We start from the raw sequence: 23,623 nt of genomic DNA on the forward strand, positions 1-23,623 counted from the left end.
TAATCTCTTATTTAGAAATTACTTGAACGCCTTTGTAGTAACCATCTGCAGTCACATGGTGACGACGATGAGTCTCACCAGATGTTTGATCTACAGTTAAAGTTGGACCACTGATCGCATCGTGTGAACGGCGCATGCCGCGTCTTGCACGAGACTTTTTGCTTTTTTGTACAGCCATAGTCTTCTCCTAAGAATCTTTCTTAAGTTGTTTCAAAATATCAAATGGATTAGGTTTATCATCTTCCGCCTTTAATACACCAAAGCTGGCAGGCTTTGCTGAATAACTGCATGAAGCTTCGTTGTGGGTAGCCACTAATGGAACTGCTAAAATTAGCTCGTCTTCAATTAAATCAAAAACGTTAATTTCACCATTTTCATCAAGCGTTACTTCATCGTAGTCTTCTGGAAAAATATCCAACTCTGTATCTTCACCTACTGGTGAATATGCAAAGTCTTGAACCAAATCCAACCCTAAATCACCATTACAACGTTGACAAATGACAGTAACGTGTGTGGACAAATTGCCTCTAATCACAGCGAAACCTTGATCATCGTTTTTGCAATGTATTTTTACCGCTATTTCACCTACTTCTTCCTGCACAACTTTCTCTAAACGAGTAAGTTTTTCAAGCGGTACAATTCCGTCATACTTTAAACGGTGCTGCGCTGCTTTGCCTGGATGAAGAGTGATGGGAATTTTCACCTTTTGCATAGGGGCTGCATCATATAGATAGTTAGTTTGTTAGTCAAAGTAAAAAACCATTTTTACTTGGTTTTTAACGTGTTTTACTCTCGGATCTGATTTATCCTAACTCAATCTGAATTATTGAAGGAAAACAGTCCGTGAAGCACCCACTCATTTTAGCGTCAAGCTCGCCTTTTAGGCAGTCTTTATTACAAAAATTTAATTTACCATTTGATACGTTTTCACCGGATGTTGACGAATCAGCACTTGAAGCCGAAACACCTACTGAACTGGTTAAGCGTTTAAGTGAATTAAAAGCCTCAGCGGCTAATAAACACTTTAACAAAGGGTTAGCTATTGGATCAGACCAAGTAGCTGTGTTTAATAATCAAATTTTAGGTAAACCGCATAATAAACAAAATGCCGTAAAACAACTAAATTTATTTAGCGGTAATACTGTAACATTTTTAACAGGGCTTTGTGTTTACGATATTGTAACTGGCACTAAAAAAACGTGTGTTGAACCCTTTGATGTTACTTTTAAAATACTTAGTGATACACAAATTAGTGCTTATTGCGACGCAGAGCAGCCTTATAACTGTGCTGGTAGTTTTAAAAGCGAAGGGTTGGGTATTTGTTTATTTGAAAAACTAACGGGTGACGATCCTAATAGTTTAATTGGATTGCCATTAATTAAACTCAGCCAATTACTGGCTGAGTTTGGTATTGATGTGCTTACTGCTCAGGACAAGTTCTAGTTAAATAAATTAACCAAGCAGAACCTGCTGCAGCTGCAGATAGTTATCTACCGTTGCAATAGGGCTAAGCTCATTTAGTTGCTGAGCGTTGTGTACACCCATAGTTACACCAATTCTATCCATGCCAGCGGCTTTTGCCATGTTCATGTCTATTTGAGTGTCACCAATCATTACAGCGTCATTAGCGCTTATGCCAAGTTCTTCTAGTAATTGATACAACATATCTGGAGAGGGCTTAGATTGCGCTTCGTCGCTAGTACGCGTTGCACTAAAAAAGTGGCGCAATTTACTTTGTTCAAGTAAACGCTCTAATCCATCCCTACCTTTACCTGTAGCAACGGCTAAAACAATGCCCTGCTCTTTTAAGGTACCTAAAACGCTGGCAACATTGTCAAATACAGGAGTAGGTGTGGTATCCACACTATATTGATGCTTATAACCAGAAATTAACGCTTGATGCTGCGCTGCATTATTGGGAAATAAAACATCAATTGCTTTTTCAAGCGACATCCCAATAATATTCTTAATTGCTAAGTCGCTTGGCGGCACAATATTAAGTAACTCAGCACTACTTCGAATACAGTTAACTATTTTAGTGACTGAATCCATAACAGTGCCGTCCCAATCAAAAATAACGAGCTTATATTTTTTAATTGGTACTGCTTTAATCATAGTTTTGCATCACGTAATTTTAGTAATGTATTTTTAAGCGTTTTATCCAGCGGTGCTTCTACTCGCATCGTTGTTTCGTTTTTAGGATGATAAAAAGTTAAATCGTGTGCGTGTAAAAACAATCGGTTTAAACCAACTTTACGCATAGAATCGTCAAAACCCTGATCGCCGTATTTATCATCGCACGCTATTGGGTGGCCTTTACATTGCGTGTGCACACGAATTTGGTGCGTACGTCCTGTTACAGGCGATGCTTGAACCAATGAGCAGTCATTAAAGCGCTCTAGTACCTTAAAGCGAGTATGTGAAGGTTTACCCTCAGTGTTATCTACGCGTACTACGCGCTCACCCGATTTAAGAGTGTTTTTACGCAGCCCTTCGGTAACGTTTTTAGTTTTAGAATCCCACTGTCCTTCTACAAGTGCCCAGTAGTTTTTTTCCATTGTTTTTTCACGAAGTTGTTCATGCAATGCGGTTAACACCGAACGACGCTTCGCGATAAGTAAACAACCCGATGTATCACGGTCAAGCCTATGAACTAGTTCAAGGCTGCGCTCTTCTGGGCGAAGTGCTCGTAGTGCTTCAATTAAACCATAACTTAAGCCACTGCCACCATGAACAGCCATACCTGATGGCTTATTGATAACGATGAGGTATTTATCTTCAAATAAAATATCGTTTTCAAGGCGCGTTACTTTGTCTAATTTTGATGGAACAAATTCTTCACGCTCAGCAACCCTGATAGGGGCAATACGAAGTACATCGTCAAGCTGCAGTTTATATACAGGCTTAATACGCTTTTTATTAACGCGTACCTCACCTTTGCGCAAAAGTTTATAAATAGCGCTTTTAGGCACCCCTTTTAAATGGGTAATAAGAAAGTTATCAATACGCTGACCTAAATGGTCTTCGTTGATCGTGACATAAGTTACTTGTAAGTCGTTTTTTTCTGACATTGCCTAATCACTAATTTAAGTAAAATAATTTAGTTGCTAACACTGTAATAATAGTGGGATAATCAGCAGCGCAAATATTTAGTATTTGCAAATAACAACGGTGCTTTTTAACACATTAAAACATTCGTGATGCACATTCTGGGTAGCCGATCATACAGATCCGAGTTAAGTTTTCCAAAGCTTTTATGCCTCCTCAGTTAACACGTGCGATCAATTAACGGCAATGCGCGTAATATATTGCTGGTTAAGTTTGAACATGAAACGATTTTTAACGTGCTAGAGAAAGCAATGAACAGATAATTTGTCTGATAGTGACGACGTAAAAAACGTCGTTCAGCACTAGCTCAATTATTGTAGTACCGTACAGCAGCTTATTTAGAACTAAAAAAATCTAATAAATAAGCGTTCATTAACATCGGCAGCAATTTTTGCTCTTAAAACGGATATTAGCGATACATCAGTATGTATTGCTCACCAACTTAATGAGCCCTACGCGCCTAATATGAATGATATTTAGTAAGATTAATATGACAGGCCGACTTCTGGGTAAAACTTGTAAACGTAGCTGAAAAGCCGACAGTTTTAGCACCATTAAGAATTTAATAGCGATAATAATTGCTATTGTTTGCCAGCATTTAAAATACTGCATACGAGATACAGAGCCGTTCCGTTAAAGACCCAGTCGTGAGGCTGCACATTCTAAAAATAGGGACAACTGAACAGGCGATAAAAACATCGTCATGTCAGCGACATAAATAAGTAGAGTAACAATATGAAACGTATGCTAATCAATGCAACGCAGCAAGAAGAAATGCGCGTAGCACTGGTTGATGGCCAGCGCCTTTATGATTTAGATATCGAAAGCCCAGGTCACGAACAGAAAAAAGCCAATATTTATAAAGGCAAAATCACTCGCATTGAACCATCTCTTGAAGCAGCATTTGTTGATTACGGTGCTGACCGCCATGGTTTCCTTCCTTTAAAAGAAATTGCCCGTACTTACTTCCCTGCAGGTTACACTTTTCATGGTCGCCCTAATATTCGCGACGTGATCAAAGAAGGTCAAGAAGTTATAGTACAAGTTGATAAAGAAGAGCGTGGCCAAAAAGGCGCTGCGTTAACTACTTTTATCAGTGTTGCTGGTAGCTACTTAGTGCTTATGCCTAACAACCCACGTGCTGGCGGTATTTCTCGCCGCATTGAAGGTGATGAACGTACTGAACTTAAAGAAGCATTGGGTCGTTTAGAACTTCCTAAAGGTATGGGCTTAATTGTGCGTACTGCCGGTGTTGGTAAATCGTTTGAAGAATTAAACTACGATTTAAAAGCATTATTAGTACATTGGGAAGCAATTAGACAAGCAGCCGATAGTGCTAAAGCGCCATTTTTAATACACCAAGAAAGCAATGTAATATTCCGTGCAATACGCGATTATTTACGTCGTGATATTGGCGAAATTTTAATTGATAAACCACGTGTTTTTGAAGAAGCTAAAGCGCACATTGAGCGTTTTCGTCCTGACTTTATGAGCCGTGTTAAGCTTTATCAAGGCGACACGCCTTTATTTACGCATTACCAAATTGAAAGCCAAATTGAGTCTGCGTTCCAGCGTGAAGTACGTCTGCCTTCTGGTGGTTCAATTGTAATTGACCCAACTGAAGCACTTACATCTATCGATATCAACTCGTCTAAGGCAACTAAAGGCGGCGATATTGAAGAAACAGCACTTAATACTAACTTAGAAGCAGCCGATGAAATTGCACGTCAATTACGTCTTCGTGACTTAGGTGGTTTAATTGTTATCGACTTTATCGATATGACGCCTCCACGTCATCAACGTGAAGTAGAAAATCGTTTAAAAGATGCTGCTCGTCCAGATCGTGCTCGTGTTCAAATTGGTAAAATTTCACGCTTTGGTTTACTTGAAATGTCGCGTCAGCGCCTGCGTCCTTCATTAGGTGAAGCAAGCCAAGGCCCATGCCCACGTTGTAGTGGACAAGGTACTATTCGTTCAAACGAATCTATCGCACTTTCTATTCTTCGTTTAATTGAAGAAGAAGCAATTAAAGACAACACAGCACAAGTAAATGCACAAGTGCCTGTTGCCGTTGCTGCTTATTTATTAAATGAGCAACGTCGTAGTGTTCATCGCATTGAAAAACATCATAAATGTGACGTAGTGATTATTCCTAATCAACATATGGAAACACCACATTACGAAGTTATGCGTTTACGTAAAGACGAAACACTTGAAACGGTAAGTTACGGACAAGTTGTTGCGCCAGAACCTGAAGCATTTGAGATGTCAAAATCACCAAGTGCACCAGTACGTGAAGAGCCAATGCTAAAAGGTGTTGTAATGCCTTCTACACCGGCTCCACAAGCAGCGCCTGCACCAGTAGCTCAGCCTGTAGTAACAGAGACTAAAACTGAAGGTGGCTTGTTTGAAGCAATCACTAAATGGTTTAAATCGTTATTTGCAAGCGAAACAGTAGAAGAGAAAAAAGAAGCTGTAGAAAAAGAGCAGCAAGAAGCGCGTAATAACGCTCGCCGTGGTAACGATAATCGTCGTCGTAATAACAACCAACGTCGTCGCAATAATAACCCGCGTACTAATAAACCACGCAATGAGCGCCCAGCAGCTGAAGAGGAAGTTAAAACAGACTCACCAGCAGCAACTAGTACTGAGACTCAAGAGAGAAGCGAGAACCGTAACAAGCGTCGTCGTAACCCTAACTCTCGTAAGCGCCCAGAGCATAAAAGCGAAGACAAAGATCAAGTTAAAGCTGAAGCTCCTGTAAAAGCAGAAGTAGAAGTAGAAACTGATTCTAAGCCAGCTCAAGCTGTAGAGCCTAAAGAGCAAAAGCCTAAAGTTCGCCGTCAACGTCGTAACATACGTAAAAAAGTACGTCTGCAAGATGAAAACGCTGAACAAGCTAACTCAACAGAGCAAACACCTGAACAAGCGGTAGTGACTGACACTCCACAAGTTCAAGAGCAAGCACCTGTTGTAGAAAAGCAAACACAAGCTCCGGCAGAAAAAACAGCGCATATTAAAGAAGAGAAAGTTGATATTGAAACTGTTGATTCTAACGATGAAACAGCAACTACAGAAGATGAGCAAGAGCAAACACGTACACGCTCACGCCGTTCTCCTCGTCATCTTCGTGCATCTGGTCAACGTCGTCGACGTCCTGAAGGTGAAGCAGAAGTTAAATCTGATGAAGCTCCTGCATTTGTTCCAGTTGCTGATCAAGCCGCTGCAGAATATGAAGCAGAACTGAAAGCTAAATCTGAAGAAAAACCTGTATATGCAGCGCAACAAGTTGAACAAGCCGTTGCCGTTGAAGACTTAGCAAAAGTTGAAGCTGTAGAAGAGCCAACTAAAGTTGAAACGCCAGTAGCAACTGAAGAGCCTGCTAAAGTTGAAACGCCAGTAGTAACTGAAGAACCTGCTAAAGTTGAAACGCCAGTAGCAACTGAAGAGCCAGCTAAAGTTGAAGCGCCAGTAGTAACTGAAGAGCCAGCTAAAGTTGAAGCGCCAGTCGTAACTGAAGAACCAGCTAAAGTTGAAGCGCCAGTAGTAACTGAAGCACCAGCTAAAGTTGAAGCACCAGTAGTAACTGAAGCACCAGCTAAAGTTGAAGCGCCAGTAGTAACTGAAGAGCCAGCTAAAGTTGAAGCTCCAGCAAAAGCTGAAACTCCTGTTGTGACTAAAGCACCGCATGTGAAAACAGCGGTAACTCAAGGGTCTGCAAGTGCACCAATGGCACAGCCTACTCCTATAGCTGATAGCGAAGTAAAACATACATCTGTAGCAATGGCTCACGATAAGCGTGAACTAGTGCCAGACAGTGGTTTACGTGCAGGTTCTATCAAACCTGCTGGTCGTGCAAGCTCTGCAACGACTAAAACAATGAGTGTTGATTAATAACTAACACTCATTAAAAAAGCCCCGCTATTTAATTAATAGCGGGGCTTTTTTGTTTAAACGCCTAAAAGCCTGACTTATCAAAAGACTAAATACATAAAAGCGATGTTTTTCGCGCAAGCAAGCTTAGCGCCTACAGCCAAAATTTAAAACCGTGTATAAAATTAACGTGTAGACGCACAACTTGTTGGCGTGACGGGTAAAGCCCATAAGAATAGTTTGACTTACAAAGAGGTTAAACACATAAAAGCGTTACTTCTCGCGCGAGCATGCTTCACGCCTACAGCCAAAATTTAAAACCGTGTATAAAATTAACGTGTAGACGCACAACTTGTTGGCGTGACGGGCAAAGCCCGTAAAAAGTAATTTTTCACAAAAAGATTAATAGACGCAGCGCTTTTAGAAAGAATAAAAAAGCGCGATATAAATATCGCGCTCTTAAATTAGCTTTTTAACTTAACTTGTTAAATTTACTCGCTTTCACTTTCCATAAAACGTTGTAGCTGATCTTTTAAGTTTGGCGGAATACCTTTAATCACTAGTGTATCGGTTGCTTCGTTGTACGTTACGCGCTCACCTAAGTGTTTACGTTCAAAGCTTACACTTACACCACCACCAAGGCCTGAAAACTTAACCATACTGGTTACTGTTTTTTTATCAACGGGGAAAGTTTCTTCCAAGTCATAGCTTTGCTCTTTGCAAAAACTATCAAACGGGCTGTCATCGCCTTTTGTAAGCGTTGCTGAAATGTCACTCACACTTGCATCTTCGCCTGTAGTTACGCAGTCATTACAGTAATCAAATACTTGTTTACGTAAGTCGTCTTTCTCTGATTTATCAAACTGTTGCTCTGATAAATAATCCTCTACTGCGCTAAGCATTACTTGGCTTTGCTGTTTTGAATCAATACCTTCTTCGCAGCCTAAAAAGTCTAAGAAAAAGTCAGCAACTTTACGACCCGCACGTCCTTTAATAAACGAAATATAACGATTGTCTTCTGCTTGCGTATCCCACGCTGTTAAATCGATTCGAGCAGCGAGTTGCATGCGAGATATATCTAAATGACGAGAAGCAGCTAAATCTAGCTCTGAAGTCATAGAGTAATGCTCTTTAATGTTAATCATCGCAATTAACATGTAATCGGTAGCAACATACTGATAATGACAAAATACTAAATAGCCTGTTTCGCTAAATGCATATTTATCTAGCTCTTCTTTTAAAACCGTTGAGGCTTGTTCGGTCATATGCCAAAAACCTAGCTCATCGTTACGGTAGCTTTGCATTGCAGATGCTACAACACTGTTTTTATCACCACTGAAAGCACAGTAACCTTTACCTGGCTTACCATTGTATGCATGATGTAATTGTTCGATAAAAACGGCTACTTTATCGTTAATTACCATCTCATCATTTCGAAGGTGAATTTGCGTATCGTCGTCTTTTTTGTCTACATAATGAACGACTAATTTTTTAACGTCTGTTGTCATCTTTGTTTTTCACGCCTCTAGTGTTAAAATACGAGAATATAACTATTTTATTGAACCAACTGATGCCAATCTTATCAAAATACTCTAATGAAGAAGTAGAACAAATCGTCGATCAGCTTATTGATGTGCTAACTAAACACAATGCGCCGGTAGATTTAAGCCTTATGTGTTTAGGAAATTCTATCACGCATATCTTAAAAGAGCATGTACCAACAGGGAAAAGACAAGCCGTAACTGAGAACTTTGCAAAAGCTCTATCACAGTCGGTTAAATAAACTCTATGAATTTATCGCAGCACAATCAGTTTTCATCAAAAGCGAGTCAGTTGCTAAGCTGGGGGCACTGGTTTACCTTTGCCAACATTGGCTTAGCGCTATTTATTAGCTTAAGCTATTTATTTGCAGACTCGCCACCTACAAGCTTTTTAGGCATTACCTATATGCTAGTTACATGGCTGAGCCATACTAGTTTTATCGCCTTCTTAGCGTTTGTGCTGACGGTATTTCCGCTTAGTTTAATATTCCCCTACCCACGACACATACGTGGCATGGCCGCTGTTATAGCCACGCTAGGCGCATCTTTGCTTACTCTTGATGCTTATGTGTATGTTAATTTGGGTTATCATCTAAGTATATCTGCTTCACCTGAGATTATTTCTCTACTGTGGCATCGTTTAACAAGCTCACCTGCCTTAACCACAATTTTAGCCAGTGGTATTGTTTTACTTATTTTAGGCTTTCAGCTGCTTATGAGTAATTACACATGGCACCACCTTGAACGCTTGAAACAGTTCAAATTTGCTCGATACGCTATCTCATTTCTAATTATTTGTTTTGCTTTTAGTCATAGTATTCATATTTGGGCTGATGCTAATTTAAAATTTGATATTACCAAACAAGATAACGTATTACCGCTTTCGTATCCTACAACAGCTAAAAGCCTACTGGCTAAAAATGACTTACTTGATATAGAAAGCTATGAGCAAGCACATAACGTAAAAATTAATAATCAAAATATTAATTATCTAATGCCAAGCCCGCTCGAAAAGTGCGAAGACTACACACAAGCCAATGTTGATATTTTTGTATTTGAAACCCAGCAACAACTTGCTGAATTTGTGGACGGTAATAAAAACTTGCACAAAACAGAGCAGTTTTTACAGCCAACAAATCACGACGATACGCTATTTAGCCTAGTATATGGTTTGCCCGCCTTTTATAAGGCAGCAATTTTAGCTGAGCAAACACTTCCTGTATGGCAAAGTCAACGCCGTAGCATTGAAGTAACTGGCGTGGAAGAACTTAGTTTTATTAATGATCAAGCACATAGTGCTAGCGCAATTAGAGTTATTAAAGGTAATAACACCCCTACTGTACGAGATGATAAAACGCAGGTTTTTGCTTTTAGTCTTGTCAACAACAAGCAAGAAGTAGTAACAACATCAACTTTATATAGCTCTGACAAACGTATTTCTAAAGTAGATGGACTTATTCAACCTAGCGATTTAATTGCTACAAGTGTTGGCCAATATTTAAATTGTAAAGCCATTGCTAAGCAAACAATGCTGGGCGTTAACTTATACAAGAAAAAAGATGATATGGGCGTTAATTATTCACAAGGCGTAGTTATAGCCTATAAAAAAGATAGAATTACTTTGATTGACTCAGATGGTAACTTTAAAAACATATCTGCAGCCGAAGGGTTTTCTATTGAACAAAGACTCGACATCCCATTTTTAGTACAGAGCATTAAAAAGCTCAAAACCTTTACCCAATAACCTTGGGTGTGCTGTCTAATAACCTAGCTTGCTATATCGCCAAGCTAGGTTATAGTTTTATATTGTTTTGCTAGCCAAAATATAAAAATCAAGGATGACAGACATGTTTCAAACTCTTCGCTATATCCTCTATTCTAGCTTTTTACTTATCAGTTTTTTTAGCTTTAGCGATACCACTTACTATAAATGTGTAACAGAAAAAGGCACTACCTTTTCTCAACTTCCCTGTGACGACGAAGCAACAACTTATAAAGTTAACACGACGGGTAATCAGTATTCAGGCCCAAAAGTTGATTACACTAAACAACTAAATGAGCTTGAACGTGAAAGACTCCTATCAGGCTTACAGGCAGAGTTACGCAGTAATAACCACAAACTCACAATACTTGATCGTAATAAGCAGCGTGCTGAATATAAACAACAAGAACGGTTAAATCATATTCTAGCCGTTGATGATAAAAAACGTATTACTAAAGATATTACTAAAAAACTAAAAATGATTAATAAAGAGTATAAAAAAGACACACCGGCCATCGCTAAGCAGATTAAAACTCTCGAAAAAAAGATAGCTAAATACCAATAATTTCTCATTAAATAGCGTGTAATATTTATCTTGGTTTTAAACTTAAAATAACATACCCTTAACACTATAGAGTATAAGCTCTAGGGACTATTAAGGAGTGCAAATGCAGCCTCGCCATATTGCTGAATTAATTTTAACGGGTTTTAAAAAGCACTATCAATTATTTCAAAAAACAACAGCCAAAGCCCCCCTCGCCTTTGCAAAAAAAGATTGGCAAGCAATTAATGATATCAGCCGTTTGCGTATCAGCTATTATGATGATCGTGTTAACGAAACCACACAAGCCCTAAAAAAAGAAACCCCAACAGAACAGCTTGATGAAAGCCTATGGCTTGAAGTTAAAAAAATATATCAACATTTTTTATGCTTCCACCCTCAAGCAGAACTCGCCGAAACCTTTTATAACTCTGTATTTTGCCGGCTGTACCATAGGCGCTATTTTCATAATGACTTTATATTTGTAGAAGCAACTTTAAAAGATGCGCCTTCGGTGCCTGTAGAGGCTGAATATAGAACGTACTTCCCAGTAGTTGATGGCCTAAAGCCAACAATAAAACGCATTATTAATCATTTTGATTTTAAAGCCCCATTTGTAAATTTAGAGCGTGATATTCGCCTTCTTGTAAAAGCATTTTATAAACAAGCCCCCGATACACATCACCAACCTTGGCAAATGCGCTTTGATATTTTGCACACACCTTTTTATCGTAATAAAGCAGCTTATATTGTTGGTCGTGTTGTTTCAAAAAGTGGCGTTCAGCCTTTTATAATCGCCGTATTGCACGATGAAGATAACGGGTTATATTTAGATGCTCTTTTGACTAAGTCATCTCAAATGCGTGTTATTTTTGGCTTTGCCCGCGCCTACTTTATGGTCGAGACTCACGCACCTTCAGCACTTGTCCGGTTTTTGAATCAGCTTATGCCAAACAAAACGCTTGCTGAGCTCTATAACGCAGTGGGTTTCCATAAACAGGGTAAAACTGAGTTTTATCGAGAGTTTTTAAATCACTTATCTCACTCTAGTGATGAGTTTACAATTGCACCGGGTACTCCCGGTATGGTGATGATGGTATTTACCCTTCCCTCATTTGGTTATGTTTTTAAAGTAATAAAAGACAAATTTGGTGAAAGTAAGCCCTTTGGTCGTGATACCGTGTTAAAGCGTTATCAACTAGTAAAAAACCATGATCGCGTTGGCAGAATGGCCGATACCATAGAGTATTCTAACGTCGTATTTCCTTTAGCGCGTTTTGATAGTAATTTACTTGCGCAATTACATAAAACAATTGGCTCATCAATGGTAATTGAAGGCGAATGGTTGATCATCAAACATTTATATATTGAACGGCGCATGACACCACTCAATTTATTTTTAGAAAATGCTGATGAAGAAAGTGCCGCAGACGCGATTGAAGAATACGGGCAGGCCCTAAAAGAAATGATTGCCGTTAATATATTTCCTGGCGATATGCTGTTAAAAAACTTTGGTGTAAGTAAGCACAAACGTATTATTTTTTACGATTACGATGAAGTTCAGTACCTAACAGATATGAACTTTAGAGCATTACCAAAAGCAAAGAGCTACGACGATTATTTAATGGATGAACAAAGCTACTCGGTTGCGCCGCAAGACGTATTTCCAGAGCAGTTATGTACATTTGTAATGCCAAACCCTATGTATAAAAAGTTTTTTCTCAGCACTCACCCGGAGCTTATAGATGTTAGCTTTTGGAAGCAGGCGCAACAAAATATAAAAAATGGGCAGGTAAGTCATATTTACCCTTACCCGACAGCACAGCGATTTATCCATCACTGGTAAACGCAAAGGACACACAATGAATATAAGTAAAATAGATTTAAATTTACTCGTTTACCTCGATACATTGCTTCGAGAATGCAACGTAACACGCGCTGCTAATCAATTGAGCATTACGCAGCCCGCAATGAGTAATGGCCTTAAACGACTTCGTAACTTATTTAACGACCCTATTTTAGTTCGTACCAGCGATGGTATGGTCCCGACAGAGCGCGCTTTGGAGTTACAGCCTGTAATACGTGGCATATTAATGACGCTTGAAGAAACTCTAGCACCTAATCGAGAATTTGAGGCAAGCCAAAGTAAACGTGTGTTTAGAATCATGGCCAGTGATTACGCGGCAAGTACATTAGCCCCAAAACTACTTAGTAAATTGCACGACGAAGCTCCAGACACTACTTTGGATATACTTACCCCAAGTGATGTAACCTTTCATGACGTAGAAAACGGTAAAGTAGATATGGCAATCAACCGTTTTGAAAACTTACCTCAGTCTTTTCATCATAAACGCATTTGGAAAGACAGTTTTTGCTGCTTAGTTAAGGCCGACAACCCTATTATTGAAAACTTTAGCCTCGACAGCTACTTAAAAGCACGCCATATATGGGTGAGTAAAACAGGTTTTGGCGTAGGTGTAGGTATGGACCCTAAAGATGTGCAAAAACTTGGTTGGGTTGACGAAGCACTTGCTCACTTTGGTAAGCATCGTAACATTGCCACTTTTACGCGTAACTACCATGTAGCGATTCATTTAGCTAAAGAGAAAAATTTGATTGCGACCCTTCCTTCAAAAGCCGCAAATATATATTTAGATGATCCGGGGCTTAAAATTTTAGAGCCGCCGTTCCCTATTCCTCCTTTTGAGCTTGATATGATTTGGAGCCCACTGTTACATCGCGATGCGAGTCACATTTGGTTACGTCAAAAAGTAGCTGAAGTAGCTGAAGAGCTAAAATAACTTTATTACACAATATGATGTAAAAATTGCTAGGTTAATACTTGATCTGTTAACCTAGCAACTCCAAAAATAAAAAATAAAACGTTAAAAAGCAAAGACTTAAAACAAGGCGTTAACTTGGAACACACCTTGCTTTAATTAAATTTAACTATACATTCATTTAATTAAAGAGGTCATTATGAACACCCATCAAGGATCAGAAGTAAATCATATTACTGACATCATTCAAGTTATGAACAGCGGCATCGATTTTTATCAAAAAGCACAGGAAAAAGTTGAAGACCCAGCTATTGGCGCCCTTTTTCAGCGTATGATAGATGCCCGAAAAGTGAGTGTTGAGCGCTTGCAGCCCTATGCAATTAACGAAAAAGGCGAACGCGAAGATGGTTCATCCTTCGCAGTTGAAGCACGACGTGCATATACAGCCTTACTTACTACATTCACCTCACATAACGACAGCACCTATGTAAAAGAGCTTGAAGAAGTAGAAGATAAAACGCTTGCAGAAATTAAAGCCGCTATGGATAAACCACAACCGGCTGATTGCGAAGCTGCACTCGCTAAAACATTATTAACAATGCAAAGCTGCCATGCAGAAATGAGCCGTATGCAAAAGCATTAAGCTTACATAACGCATAAATAGAACCCAGCCTAGCGCTGGGTTTTTTATTGCCTCTAATACCAACCTGCATAGATATTTAAGCAATTTAACGAATTAAATTACACTATAACGATGTTAAATAGACCCCATATATAAGCAAATTGGTATAAACACAACCTTATTTCGCCACATTTTAAATACATAATGAATACAAATATTTAATGTTATTAGAATATTTATTTAACTACGCTTTATTTTTGCTGTGCTAATTTTGTTAATAGGTACCTAAAACCTTGCTGTGGCGCCGCAGCATTTAATTAAAAATAAGGTCTAATATGAAAAGTAAACTAACTAAACTGCAAAATAATGCTGATGTAGATATGACCCCGATGTTAGACATAGTGTTCATATTACTAATTTTCTTTATTGTAACTACATCTTTTGTAAAACCTGTGGCTATTGAATTAAACCGGCCACTCGACAGCCCTCAAATAGATAAGCCTGTTAAAAATGCTTTATTTAGAATTGATGAAAGTAACGGAGTATATTTTTCAGGGAGGTTAATTGATTTAGAGCAAGTTGCGACTAATTTAGCGATGTTCGCGGCTAAATATGAAATAAGTACGGTACTTATAACCGCAGACGAAAACAGTACACATAATACTTTAATGAGTGTAATGAATAATATTAAGCAATACGATGATTATTCAATAAGTTTGATTTCTCAATAAATCAATCCAAGCTAAAACCAAAAAAAGGGCCTTACGGCCCTTTGAGTTAAATAACGAAAGGGAGTGTTATTAATTAAAAACGGTATTCTGCACCTACGTAGTAGTAAGCACCGTTAAAACCAAATGGAGCCGAGCGACGTGAGTAGTCAAACACACCTGAACTACTTATTACTGTGTTGCCACTAGCATCTACAATAGTACCTGAGCGAGAGTTACCTATTTCGTTTTTATCTGGATAAACGTCAAACAAGTTGTTTGCACCAATGTTTACCGACAAATCTTCAGTAACGAAGTAGTTAACTTTAACGTCAGTTAAAATCTCTGCCCCATACGTTTGACGACCACCATCTTCTACTGTGTACTCACCAAAACGATTAAGTGAAAGGTTAACTGTCCAATCGTCACGTTGATAAAGCGCACTTAAGTTAATACGATCCTCTGGTTGCCACTCTTCAATAATAGAGATGTCTTCAGCTGAAAATATATCGTCTACATTTACTGTCTCAAGGCTTGAGCCAGCAGGCGAAAATAACGATACAACATCTGTTTTAGTAAAGTTAGCTGCAAGTGTAAAATCAAGCGTGCCTCCTAAACCTTCAGTGTTCCACGTTGCTACAAAATCAACACCACGAGTTTCTGTATCAGCACCATTTAAGAAGAACTGACCTACGCCAGCACCCGCACTATTCAGTGCAGCATCAAGGCTTGTAGATAAACCTTTACCTAAGCGGTCACTAATTACAATACGGTCGTCAATATCAATTGAGTAGTAATCAACGGTTACATTAATATTATCTGTAACGTTATATACAATACCTAAACTACGGTTTTGTGATTTTTCTTCTTTAAGCTTTGGAATACCTAAGCTTTGCGCAAGTGTTGAATCATTTCTAAATGTACCAACCTCTTCTGCAACTAAATTACCATTAGTACCAACAACAAATTGCGTACTTACGTTATTAAAGTAAAGCTGCTGCATTGAAGGCGCTCTAAAACCTGAGCTTAATGCACCACGTAGTGAAATATCGTCGGTTACAGACCAGTTACCAGCAAGCTTAAAGTTTACTGTATCACCAAAGCCTTTGTAGTTATCGTAGCGAAGTGCACCCGATAAAATTACATCTTCAATCACATAAGCTTCTGCATCTACGTAAAATGAAATTACATCACGCGATTCATCAACTGATGATGCAGGAGCTGAACCACCAAACCCTTGTGAACCACCTGATGCATCTTCAGAGCCAACACCACCACTTAAGCCGTTGTAAATACTTACACCGTTGGTTGTATCGTAATCGCGGTATGCGTACTCATTGCCTTCTAAAATGCGATATTCGTCAGTACGGATTTCAGCACCCATTGCTAAAGAATAATCATCAAAGTTTTGCGTAAAATCAATATTGATTGTTTGCAGTGATAATTCCATGCCGTAAGCGTACGCTTCACGTGGGATAGTTGTACGAATATCAGCAGCACTTAAACCTTGGTCATAACGTAAAAAGTTAGCGTATGAGGCATTGATAGTGTCACTTGTCGTGTAATCAATGCTGTTTTCACCGTAGGTGTATGATAAATCAAGGCTTGCATCGTTATCAAACTCAGTTTTATAACCAAAGTTGTACGAGATATCGTCGATAGTTGTATTAATTTTTGGTAAGAAGCCTAGCGGTATAGTCGCATCGTTATCTTGCAGTACAGGGTTACCACCAGCATTTGCGTTATGACGGAAAAATGCAGCCGACTCGTTTTCGCGTGTTGAGTAAGTAATAAAGCCGTAAAGCTCGCCATCACCTAACTCGTAACCGGTATTAATTGTTAAACCAAACTGCTGCGAATCAGCATCACCAATTCTAAAAGTATCACGATCGGCTGTCAGCTCACGCGGATCGCCAGCAAGTAAAGTACCGTCACTTAGTTCTGTACAACCATAAAACTGACAAGAGCCATGTAAACCTGCACGGTTAGTCGGTGCACGGTCACGGTAATTGATAGTTGTATTTAAATAACCGTCATCACCTAGCGCAAAGCCTTTATTAAAATCAAGGTTAATGGTTTCGCCATCGCCTTCAGAATATTGACCGTAGTTAATAGCCGCTTTACCACCTTCGCTACCATCTTTAAGCACAATATTAATAACACCTGCAATTGCATCAGAACCATACTGAGCAGCAGCGCCATCACGTAATACTTCAATGCGTTTAATTGCAGAGGCTGGAATTGCATTCATGTCAGTACCTGCGGTACCACGCCCAACAGAACCATTAATATGAATAATACTTGCTTGGTGACGACGTTTGCCGTTAATTAAAACCAATGTTTGATCGGGGCCCAAACCGCGAAGTGTCGCAGGTCTTAAAGCATCAGTACCGTCACTAATTGCAGAGCTTGAAAAGTTAAATGAAGGGGCGATAGACTGTAGCATACGACCAACTTCTGTTTGGCCTGTATTTTCAAGCGCTTCTGCACTTAAGATATCTACTGGAACGGGTAAATCTTCAACTGAACGTCCTGCTACACGGCTACCGACAATAGCAATTTTTTCAATTTTTTCTTGAGCGACTTCTTCTGCTGCGTTTACACCTTGCGAATTTACTGCAAGTAAAGCTGGTAATACTGCTGCACTGACCGCTGAAAGCTTCATCATGTTGTTATCATTCCTGTTGATTTGTTTGAGTTTTATACTCAGTAAACCATTTTGATCAACAACCGCATCGAGCTCAGTCCCACCTAGTAATGCCTCTAGGGCATCTAGCTGAGTGTAAAATCCATAAACTGAATTTGCATCATACTGCTTTGCCAACTCATAAGAAAACACCACGGTTTGCTCTGTTTGTTTAGCATATTCAATTAAGGCTTTGTCTGCTCGCTGCGCTTTTATATCAAATTGCACCATTTGCCCAGTGGTTTGAGTTGCGGCTTGTACACTCAAGCTAAAAATAGCCGGTACAAGCACACTCAATCCACTCAATAAATGCGTTTGGTTACTGCGCAACTTATATAAACAGCTGACAAACAAAAATCCTCTATGCTTTTGTTTCTTTTTTTTAATGTTTTTTTTACGTTTAATCTTTATAGGTGCAACTTTAGCTAGCATTAGTCTGATTTTCATAACGTCTACTTATGATTCTGTATGGTGTTTTAGCGTTACTACATGCTCACCTAAACGCTCATGATCAATAGAAAAATTAGTCTGTAAACTCTCTAGTAAACCTTCAACGTCACCTGCTTTAAATACCCCAGCTACTTTAATACTGGCGAGCTCGTCTGATGAAAGCTCAAAACGTGTGGCGGTATAGCGACTTACTTCATTTAACGCATCACTTAGCTCTTCTCCATTAAAAATAAGCATGCCATTTTGCCATGCCAAATCGCGTTGTACGTCGTTCATTGAAAGCTGGGTAATTGGTTTTGTAACGCTTTGCTCTATAATTACTTTTTCGCCTGAGGTAACAATATTGGCATTAATTTGACGAATTTTTTGCGTGCTGTTATCTGCAAGTTGATAATCTTTAAAGTCATTTGCGTCAACCGCTACACTAGGGTCGGTGATCATCACTTTGCCTTCGGTAACAACAAGCTCTAAATCTGATGAGGTATTACGCTGTACATTAAACACGGTACCGAGTGCAGTAAAGCTTTTGTCGCCGGCCATAACACTAAACGGGCGCGTAGCATCTTTTGCTACATTAAAACGCCCTTCTCCGCGGCTTAGCAGTAACTGCCTACGACCTTTGCTGTACGCAACTTCTAGTAAGCTATTAGTATTAAGTTGCACTATGGTGCCGTCTGGCAATACATACGTTGCTTGCTCGCCTACTTTTGTTTTGTAAATTTTAGTGTAGTTAACTTTTGCAAGCTCTTGGTTATAGCCGTTTTCTAAATTAATTAATAAGTAGCTGCATACCATTAGTGCTGCAAATAAACTCGCTGCAATTGAGTAAGAAAACATCCACTTATTTTTTGATGCTTTAGTATTGTTACGCTGAGGAAATAAATGACTTAATTCATTTAATACCGAAAGCTCATCCCAAAGCTGAGCAAGCTCGTATATAGAGTCTTGATGGGCGATGCTTTGCATCATCCATAATTTAAATTGCTCTTTTTCATCATCAGTTAAACCACGATCAATCGCGCTTATCCAATCACATGACTTTTCTAAAATTAAATCTTTTGAATTAAATTGATGAACATTACTCATTCTGCGACCCTCTTAACTGATATAGGGTGTGCTTGAGCTTTAGGGTGCGTTTGAGAGCTTTGCTCATGTTCACGCATGTACAACATGGTTTGTAACAATCCTTTGGCAATGTGTTTTTCAACAGTGCTTTGGCTTAACTGCATTTGGTCTGCTATCTCTTTTTGGCTCATGCCGTACACTTTTTTTAATATAAAGCATTTACGAATCGATGAGCTTAGTTGCTCAGTAGCTCTACAAAAAAGTAAAAAGCGCTCTTTAGATGTATATTCATCTTCGAGCTTCATTGATTTGAGTAGTACGGGTAATTCGTTATCGTTTTCTAACGAATCATTAAATTTATTGTCCCACTTAGCTATATGGTTAAGTGCTAGGTGTTTTGCTGTTTTAAGCATGTAACTGCGGGTAAACTGTATGTCTTGCTTTAAATCAGCTTCGTAGCTTTTTACAAAAGTTTCTTGCACAATATCTTCTACATCGTCGGGTTGAACAATGCGCGATACAAAGCGTTTGAGCTGCTTAGAAATATCAACAAATGTTGACGTGAACTTTACTTTTTTCGTCATCCTTAACATACACCTGTTGTTATTTTTGTTGTTATTTTTATTACCAATAGATTACGAGTTTTTGATATAAAAACAAGCTCAAATGTTAACTTTGGGTTATTTAAATGGATAGGAAGATAAATGAGTAAATTTTTAGATTATATCCGCCTTAGTTTCTTTGCATTTGGTTTACTACTTGGGGTGCAAATCCCTGCATTTGTGAGCGATTTTGGCCAGGCCTTATCAGCCCAATTAATTGAAGCTAATAATGCAATTGCACCATTTAAAAACGATGCTGCTAAGTATTTTAATAATGATTTATACAAGCTAATAAAACACTATAAAAATATTGATGATGGGATTGTGAATAAGGGGGCAAGTAATATCAGTACACTTTACAATCGACAACAAGACTTACAAGTCGCTGTGAATCGGTTTGCTCAATCTCCGTATATATTTACTATGATCAGTGGCATGAAGGATATAAAGCAACAAGTATGGCAACGCTTTGAAGGTCAAATTATTTTAAAAAAAGACTCTATTATAGCCGCTATTGTTGCAGCTATTTTTATTGCCGTACTAGCAGAACTTACTGGTTATTTATTTTTAACTGGAGCAAAGCGCTCATTTAAACGCTTATTCGCAGCTCAAAAATAACGATTTCATAAAGTCATAAAAAACATCGGTTTTGCGGGTAGTTAAACTATTTTGCGGACGTAAAAACCACACTGGTGCATCATCTTGTGCCATTACCCCTGGCATAACCTCAACCAAAATACCGTTTTTAAGATCTTCATTAATCGCTATTTTAGATTTAATAGCTATACCATGGCCTGCAATAGCAGCTTGGGTCATATTATCGGAGTTTGAGATAGTAAAACGGGTTTTAGCATTAAAAGTATGAATTTTTTTATGTTCGTCAAAAAGCTTTAACTGTCGTTGCCACGGTAAACATACCCAATAATGCTCGCTCAATTGCGTTAAATTTTCAGGCATGCCATATTTTTTTATGTAGCTAGGAGCTGCGCAAAGTATGCGGCTATTGTTTACTATTTTACGAGAAAGCAGCCCTGAGTCATTTAATTGCCCTACTCTAATAGCAACGTCCTGTGCATCATCAACCACGTTTACAAAATGATCCGTTATTAAAAAATCAAGTTTTAGCTCTGGATAAGCGTGCTCCAGCTCATTAAGTCTAGGCATTACATATTTTGAAAAAATCCAAGGCGGCATGGTTACGCGCAATAAACCACTCACTGATGAGCTTCGTGCACCAATACTATGCTCAGCATCGTGCAGTGCTTCAATTATAGCGCCAACTCGTGCGTAAAATATTTCTCCGGCTGGAGATAACCGTACTCGTCTGCTGTCTCTAAAAACAAGTACTGTAGCCAGCTCTCGCTCTAATTTACTTAAGCGATGGCTTACGGTTGCTGGCGATAAACGCTGCTCACGCGCAGCTGCAAGCACGCCTTTATTTTCAACTACGGCTATAAATGTTTCTAAGTCGCTTAAATTATACATAAAGATGCCATTGTGCACTTTTCAATGTTTAATATTTTCGAATGAAGCTTTCAGTTTTGCAATGTTTATTTAAAAATGTAAAACACTATAATTGCAAATAGTCTAATTATTGAGGTTCAATCATGAGTTTAAAAGCGCAAATAGATGCCTACAACGTACAAAAAGATGCCAAATTACCGGCTGACGTTTTGGCATTAATGAACACTACAAACGAAGAACTTATTGCACAGCATATTAAAGACAATGCGTTGCAAGTTGGTCAAAAAGTAGAAAACTTCAGCTTAGCCAATCATCAAGGCGAAAACATTGAGCTTGCAGATTTATTAAAAAAAGGCCCGGTAATTATTAGCTTTTATCGTGGTGGATGGTGCCCATATTGTAATTTAGAGCTAAAAGCACTGAACGATTACTTACCGCAATTTAAAACTCAAAGTGCTCAATTAATAGCAATATCACCGCAGTTACCTGATGAAACACTCTCAACAGCACAAAAAAACGACCTCGAATTTGACGTGCTTTCAGATGTTAGCAATAAAGTAGCTGAGCAATTTGGCTTATTGTTTACACTAGATGAGCGTATTCAAGCGTTATATACCAAGTTTGGTATTGATTTTGAACACTACTACGGCGATAAAAGCTTTAAATTGCCGCTACCGGCTACTTATGTGATAAACCAAGAAGGTGCTATTACATACGCATTTTTAAACGAAGACTACACCCTACGCGCAGAACCTATTGATATTATGGCAGCACTTGAATCGGAGAATAACTAATGTCTATTTTAAAATCGTTAAAAACACTGACTCTTTCACTACTTGTAGGCACAAGCCTTGTATCAGGTTATGCAGTCGCTGATGAAGCAAAAGAACAAACAAAGCCTAAAGTGCTTATTTTTGATGTAAACGAAACCCTACTTGATTTAACGTCAATGCGTACCTCTATTGGTAAAGCACTAGGCGGACGTGAAGATTTATTACCACTGTGGTTTTCAACTATGTTGCACCATTCACTAGTAGATACTGTAAGCGGTAGTTATCACGACTTCGGACAAATCGGCGTGGCATCACTCCTTATGGTTGCGCAAAACAATAATATTGATATTACAAGTGAACAAGCCAAAACAGCGATTGTTACACCACTTCTAACTTTGCCACCACATTCTGATGTTAAAGAAGGACTGGCAAAACTTAGAGCACAGGGCTATAAATTAGTAAGCCTGACTAATTCTTCAAACAAGGGTGTAAAGGCGCAGTTTGAAAGCGCAGGTTTAACATCTTACTTTGATGCGCGTTACAGCATTGAAGATATTAAAATTTATAAACCTGATTTACGTGCTTATGAGTGGGTACTTAAAAAGTTAAACGTAGCACCAAATGAAGCAATGATGGTTGCAGCCCATGGTTGGGATGTTGCAGGCGCAAAAGAGGCAGGCTTACAAACTACGTTTATTGCTCGCCCAGGTAAAGCACTTTACCCATTAGCTAAAAAGCCAGATCACGTTGTGAAAGATTTACATGAATTAGCCGCTCTACTTAAATAAGTATGCGCTGATGAATCAATACCCAAGCGGCCAATGTTAGGATGACATTGGCCGCTTTTTTATGACCGTTAAAATTATTTAGAATTTTAGTGTGTTTATTTTCATAATTAGTATCTGGCAGATTCAAGTCTTAAAAAATTGAATTTAAACAATGTATTTAGCCTGTTATGAGTTATTTTATCTGCTAGCAATTTAGTACTCACAACGCTACTATTAAATAAATACGTGGTGGAGAATATAATGAATAGTGAAAGATTAGGTGAGTTTGAGCAGTACTTTCAAATTAATGAAAGTATAAGAGTGAATTTATTCGCCGTATCGAACGAACAAGTCCCTAAATCGCAGCTTGAGCTTGAAGACGACATCCCCCCATTATTTAGATTAGCTAATGAAGTAAGTGAACTTGAGCAAAGCTCGTTACGCCCATTGCGTAACTTAGGCGATATAGCACAAGAGCTAGCTGCATTTTTACAAGCGCAGTCACGTAAAATAGATTTAATAATGAGCCATATTTTGGCCTCAGAACAAGCCCAAGATAACGCAATTCAATGTGATAGTTATGGTGGCGGCGGTATTCGCTTTACATCACCCGAAGTACACTCAATTGGCCAATCATTCAGAACTAAGCTATTTTTGCACCATGAAGCCTCTGCTGTGTACTGTTACACTGAAGTTGTGGCAGTAGAAAAGCAAGATAGCGAACATTATCAATACACCCTGCTTTTCACCGCTATTAGAACCACTGACCAAGAACTAATTGTTAGAGCGAGTTTACATGCTCAAACCCGCCAACTTAAAAAACGTCAAGAATTAGAACTAGCCCAAGATGATTCAAACAACGATAATTAGCTGACATCTTTT

Annotated in this window: 22 protein-coding genes; 13 read left to right on the top strand and 9 right to left on the bottom strand. The window is 38.7% G+C overall.

The genetic code is table 11. From position 1 onward, the window contains the following. Positions 1-7: 7 nt before the first annotated feature. Complete coding sequence (rpmF, locus tag I6F49_RS07760) at positions 8-178, bottom strand: 50S ribosomal protein L32 (RefSeq protein WP_002962381.1); 171 nt, start codon at positions 176-178, stop codon at positions 8-10. A 9-nt stretch (positions 179-187) separates the two neighbouring features. After that, a complete protein-coding gene (gene yceD, locus I6F49_RS07765) occupies positions 188-712 on the bottom strand; it encodes a 23S rRNA accumulation protein YceD (RefSeq protein WP_197179593.1) in 525 nt (174 codons plus the stop codon). Between the two features lie 131 nt (positions 713-843). On the opposite strand from yceD, the gene I6F49_RS07770 reads away from it, so the two are divergent. Further along, complete coding sequence (locus I6F49_RS07770; protein WP_197179595.1) at positions 844-1,443, top strand: Maf family protein; 600 nt, start codon at positions 844-846, stop codon at positions 1,441-1,443. Between the two features lie 9 nt (positions 1,444-1,452). On the opposite strand, the gene I6F49_RS07775 is transcribed toward I6F49_RS07770, so the two are convergent. After that, positions 1,453-2,115: an HAD-IA family hydrolase gene (locus tag I6F49_RS07775; RefSeq protein ID WP_197179597.1), complete on the bottom strand. Its 663-nt coding sequence runs from the start codon at positions 2,113-2,115 to the stop codon at positions 1,453-1,455. Then, positions 2,112-3,071, bottom strand: coding sequence for a 23S rRNA pseudouridine(955/2504/2580) synthase RluC (gene rluC, locus I6F49_RS07780; RefSeq protein ID WP_197179599.1), 960 nt, complete (start codon positions 3,069-3,071; stop codon positions 2,112-2,114). Before rluC ends, I6F49_RS07775 begins: the two co-directional genes overlap by 4 nt. A gap of 772 nt (positions 3,072-3,843) precedes the next feature. On the opposite strand from rluC, the gene rne reads away from it, so the two are divergent. Continuing rightward, the gene (gene rne / locus I6F49_RS07785) at positions 3,844-7,002 is read left to right on the top strand and encodes a ribonuclease E (protein ID WP_197179601.1); all 3,159 of its coding nucleotides are present in this window, start codon (positions 3,844-3,846) and stop codon (positions 7,000-7,002) included. 470 nt (positions 7,003-7,472) lie between these two features. Here the strand turns inward: rne and yejK are convergent, their stop codons facing one another. After that, positions 7,473-8,489, bottom strand: a complete 1,017-nt coding sequence (gene yejK / locus I6F49_RS07790; protein WP_197179603.1) for a nucleoid-associated protein YejK — start codon at positions 8,487-8,489, stop codon at positions 7,473-7,475. Positions 8,490-8,551: 62 nt separating this feature from the next. Between yejK and I6F49_RS07795 the strand changes: the two genes are divergently transcribed. The 7 genes from I6F49_RS07795 (at position 8,552) to I6F49_RS07825 (ending at position 14,958) form a co-directional block, all read left to right on the top strand. Continuing rightward, complete coding sequence (locus I6F49_RS07795) at positions 8,552-8,764, top strand: DUF1414 domain-containing protein (protein ID WP_007375276.1); 213 nt, start codon at positions 8,552-8,554, stop codon at positions 8,762-8,764. Positions 8,765-8,769: 5 nt separating this feature from the next. Beyond that, positions 8,770-10,266 carry a DUF3413 domain-containing protein gene (locus I6F49_RS07800; RefSeq protein WP_197179605.1) on the top strand — a complete coding sequence of 499 codons (1,497 nt, stop codon included), beginning with the start codon at positions 8,770-8,772 and terminating at the stop codon, positions 10,264-10,266. Positions 10,267-10,369: 103 nt separating this feature from the next. After that, positions 10,370-10,849 carry a DUF4124 domain-containing protein gene (locus tag I6F49_RS07805; RefSeq protein WP_197179607.1) on the top strand — a complete coding sequence of 160 codons (480 nt, stop codon included), beginning with the start codon at positions 10,370-10,372 and terminating at the stop codon, positions 10,847-10,849. Between the two features lie 103 nt (positions 10,850-10,952). Next, positions 10,953-12,671 (top strand): bifunctional isocitrate dehydrogenase kinase/phosphatase, encoded by a 1,719-nt coding sequence (gene aceK / locus I6F49_RS07810; protein ID WP_197179609.1) that lies wholly within the window; start codon positions 10,953-10,955, stop codon positions 12,669-12,671. Between the two features lie 16 nt (positions 12,672-12,687). Beyond that, positions 12,688-13,626 carry a LysR family transcriptional regulator gene (locus tag I6F49_RS07815; RefSeq protein WP_166420792.1) on the top strand — a complete coding sequence of 313 codons (939 nt, stop codon included), beginning with the start codon at positions 12,688-12,690 and terminating at the stop codon, positions 13,624-13,626. A 178-nt stretch (positions 13,627-13,804) separates the two neighbouring features. Beyond that, the gene (locus I6F49_RS07820) at positions 13,805-14,248 is read left to right on the top strand and encodes a ferritin-like domain-containing protein (protein WP_197179611.1); all 444 of its coding nucleotides are present in this window, start codon (positions 13,805-13,807) and stop codon (positions 14,246-14,248) included. A 314-nt stretch (positions 14,249-14,562) separates the two neighbouring features. After that, positions 14,563-14,958, top strand: coding sequence for an ExbD/TolR family protein (locus I6F49_RS07825; RefSeq protein WP_165739724.1), 396 nt, complete (start codon positions 14,563-14,565; stop codon positions 14,956-14,958). A gap of 73 nt (positions 14,959-15,031) precedes the next feature. On the opposite strand, the gene I6F49_RS07830 is transcribed toward I6F49_RS07825, so the two are convergent. The 3 genes from I6F49_RS07830 to I6F49_RS07840 are packed head-to-tail and all read right to left on the bottom strand — an operon-like array spanning position 15,032 to position 19,719. After that, complete coding sequence (locus I6F49_RS07830) at positions 15,032-18,067, bottom strand: TonB-dependent receptor plug domain-containing protein (protein ID WP_197179613.1); 3,036 nt, start codon at positions 18,065-18,067, stop codon at positions 15,032-15,034. A gap of 9 nt (positions 18,068-18,076) precedes the next feature. Continuing rightward, positions 18,077-19,156, bottom strand: coding sequence for a FecR family protein (locus I6F49_RS07835; RefSeq protein WP_197179615.1), 1,080 nt, complete (start codon positions 19,154-19,156; stop codon positions 18,077-18,079). After that, positions 19,153-19,719: an RNA polymerase sigma factor gene (locus I6F49_RS07840; RefSeq protein WP_197179617.1), complete on the bottom strand. Its 567-nt coding sequence runs from the start codon at positions 19,717-19,719 to the stop codon at positions 19,153-19,155. The genes I6F49_RS07835 and I6F49_RS07840 overlap by 4 nt, the downstream gene beginning before the upstream one ends. 120 nt (positions 19,720-19,839) lie before the next feature. Between I6F49_RS07840 and I6F49_RS07845 the strand changes: the two genes are divergently transcribed. Then, positions 19,840-20,355: a DUF2937 family protein gene (locus tag I6F49_RS07845; RefSeq protein ID WP_197179619.1), complete on the top strand. Its 516-nt coding sequence runs from the start codon at positions 19,840-19,842 to the stop codon at positions 20,353-20,355. On the opposite strand, the gene I6F49_RS07850 is transcribed toward I6F49_RS07845, so the two are convergent. Next, positions 20,335-21,222 (bottom strand): LysR family transcriptional regulator, encoded by an 888-nt coding sequence (locus tag I6F49_RS07850; protein ID WP_197179621.1) that lies wholly within the window; start codon positions 21,220-21,222, stop codon positions 20,335-20,337. The two genes, I6F49_RS07845 and I6F49_RS07850, sit on opposite strands and share 21 nt — an antisense overlap. 122 nt (positions 21,223-21,344) lie before the next feature. On the opposite strand from I6F49_RS07850, the gene I6F49_RS07855 reads away from it, so the two are divergent. The 3 genes from I6F49_RS07855 to I6F49_RS07865 all read left to right on the top strand — a co-directional run bounded on the left by I6F49_RS07855 (position 21,345) and on the right by I6F49_RS07865 (position 23,611). Next, on the top strand, positions 21,345-21,995 hold the full coding sequence (locus I6F49_RS07855; RefSeq protein WP_197179623.1) for a peroxiredoxin-like family protein: 651 nt from the start codon (positions 21,345-21,347) through the stop codon (positions 21,993-21,995). Next, a complete protein-coding gene (locus I6F49_RS07860; protein ID WP_197179625.1) occupies positions 21,995-22,762 on the top strand; it encodes a haloacid dehalogenase type II in 768 nt (255 codons plus the stop codon). Before I6F49_RS07855 ends, I6F49_RS07860 begins: the two co-directional genes overlap by 1 nt. Before the next feature lie 240 nt (positions 22,763-23,002). Next, a complete protein-coding gene (locus tag I6F49_RS07865) occupies positions 23,003-23,611 on the top strand; it encodes a PilZ domain-containing protein (protein WP_197160858.1) in 609 nt (202 codons plus the stop codon). The last annotated feature ends 12 nt before the right edge of the window (positions 23,612-23,623 follow it).

Origin of the sequence: Pseudoalteromonas sp. SWN166 (assembly GCF_015864485.1) — a bacterium.
Classification (GTDB): domain Bacteria; phylum Pseudomonadota; class Gammaproteobacteria; order Enterobacterales; family Alteromonadaceae; genus Pseudoalteromonas.

Excerpts from the sequence above, each read along its gene's own strand:
- I6F49_RS07805 (WP_197179607.1), top strand. The coding sequence starts at position 10,370 with ATGTTTCAAACTCTTCGCTATATCCTCTATTCTAGCTTTTTACTTATC.
- I6F49_RS07855 (WP_197179623.1), top strand. The coding sequence starts at position 21,345 with ATGAGTTTAAAAGCGCAAATAGATGCCTACAACGTACAAAAAGATGCC.
- yceD (WP_197179593.1), bottom strand. The coding sequence starts at position 712 with ATGCAAAAGGTGAAAATTCCCATCACTCTTCATCCAGGCAAAGCAGCG.
- rne (WP_197179601.1), top strand. The coding sequence starts at position 3,844 with ATGAAACGTATGCTAATCAATGCAACGCAGCAAGAAGAAATGCGCGTA.
- I6F49_RS07850 (WP_197179621.1), bottom strand. The coding sequence starts at position 21,222 with ATGTATAATTTAAGCGACTTAGAAACATTTATAGCCGTAGTTGAAAAT.
- I6F49_RS07860 (WP_197179625.1), top strand. The coding sequence starts at position 21,995 with ATGTCTATTTTAAAATCGTTAAAAACACTGACTCTTTCACTACTTGTA.
- I6F49_RS07865 (WP_197160858.1), top strand. The coding sequence starts at position 23,003 with ATGAATAGTGAAAGATTAGGTGAGTTTGAGCAGTACTTTCAAATTAAT.
- I6F49_RS07800 (WP_197179605.1), top strand. The coding sequence starts at position 8,770 with ATGAATTTATCGCAGCACAATCAGTTTTCATCAAAAGCGAGTCAGTTG.
- I6F49_RS07820 (WP_197179611.1), top strand. The coding sequence starts at position 13,805 with ATGAACACCCATCAAGGATCAGAAGTAAATCATATTACTGACATCATT.
- I6F49_RS07825 (WP_165739724.1), top strand. The coding sequence starts at position 14,563 with ATGAAAAGTAAACTAACTAAACTGCAAAATAATGCTGATGTAGATATG.
- I6F49_RS07835 (WP_197179615.1), bottom strand. The coding sequence starts at position 19,156 with ATGAGTAATGTTCATCAATTTAATTCAAAAGATTTAATTTTAGAAAAG.
- I6F49_RS07845 (WP_197179619.1), top strand. The coding sequence starts at position 19,840 with ATGAGTAAATTTTTAGATTATATCCGCCTTAGTTTCTTTGCATTTGGT.
- I6F49_RS07775 (WP_197179597.1), bottom strand. The coding sequence starts at position 2,115 with ATGATTAAAGCAGTACCAATTAAAAAATATAAGCTCGTTATTTTTGAT.
- rluC (WP_197179599.1), bottom strand. The coding sequence starts at position 3,071 with ATGTCAGAAAAAAACGACTTACAAGTAACTTATGTCACGATCAACGAA.
- yejK (WP_197179603.1), bottom strand. The coding sequence starts at position 8,489 with ATGACAACAGACGTTAAAAAATTAGTCGTTCATTATGTAGACAAAAAA.
- I6F49_RS07830 (WP_197179613.1), bottom strand. The coding sequence starts at position 18,067 with ATGAAAATCAGACTAATGCTAGCTAAAGTTGCACCTATAAAGATTAAA.
- aceK (WP_197179609.1), top strand. The coding sequence starts at position 10,953 with ATGCAGCCTCGCCATATTGCTGAATTAATTTTAACGGGTTTTAAAAAG.
- I6F49_RS07840 (WP_197179617.1), bottom strand. The coding sequence starts at position 19,719 with ATGACGAAAAAAGTAAAGTTCACGTCAACATTTGTTGATATTTCTAAG.
- rpmF (WP_002962381.1), bottom strand. The coding sequence starts at position 178 with ATGGCTGTACAAAAAAGCAAAAAGTCTCGTGCAAGACGCGGCATGCGC.
- I6F49_RS07815 (WP_166420792.1), top strand. The coding sequence starts at position 12,688 with ATGAATATAAGTAAAATAGATTTAAATTTACTCGTTTACCTCGATACA.
- I6F49_RS07795 (WP_007375276.1), top strand. The coding sequence starts at position 8,552 with ATGCCAATCTTATCAAAATACTCTAATGAAGAAGTAGAACAAATCGTC.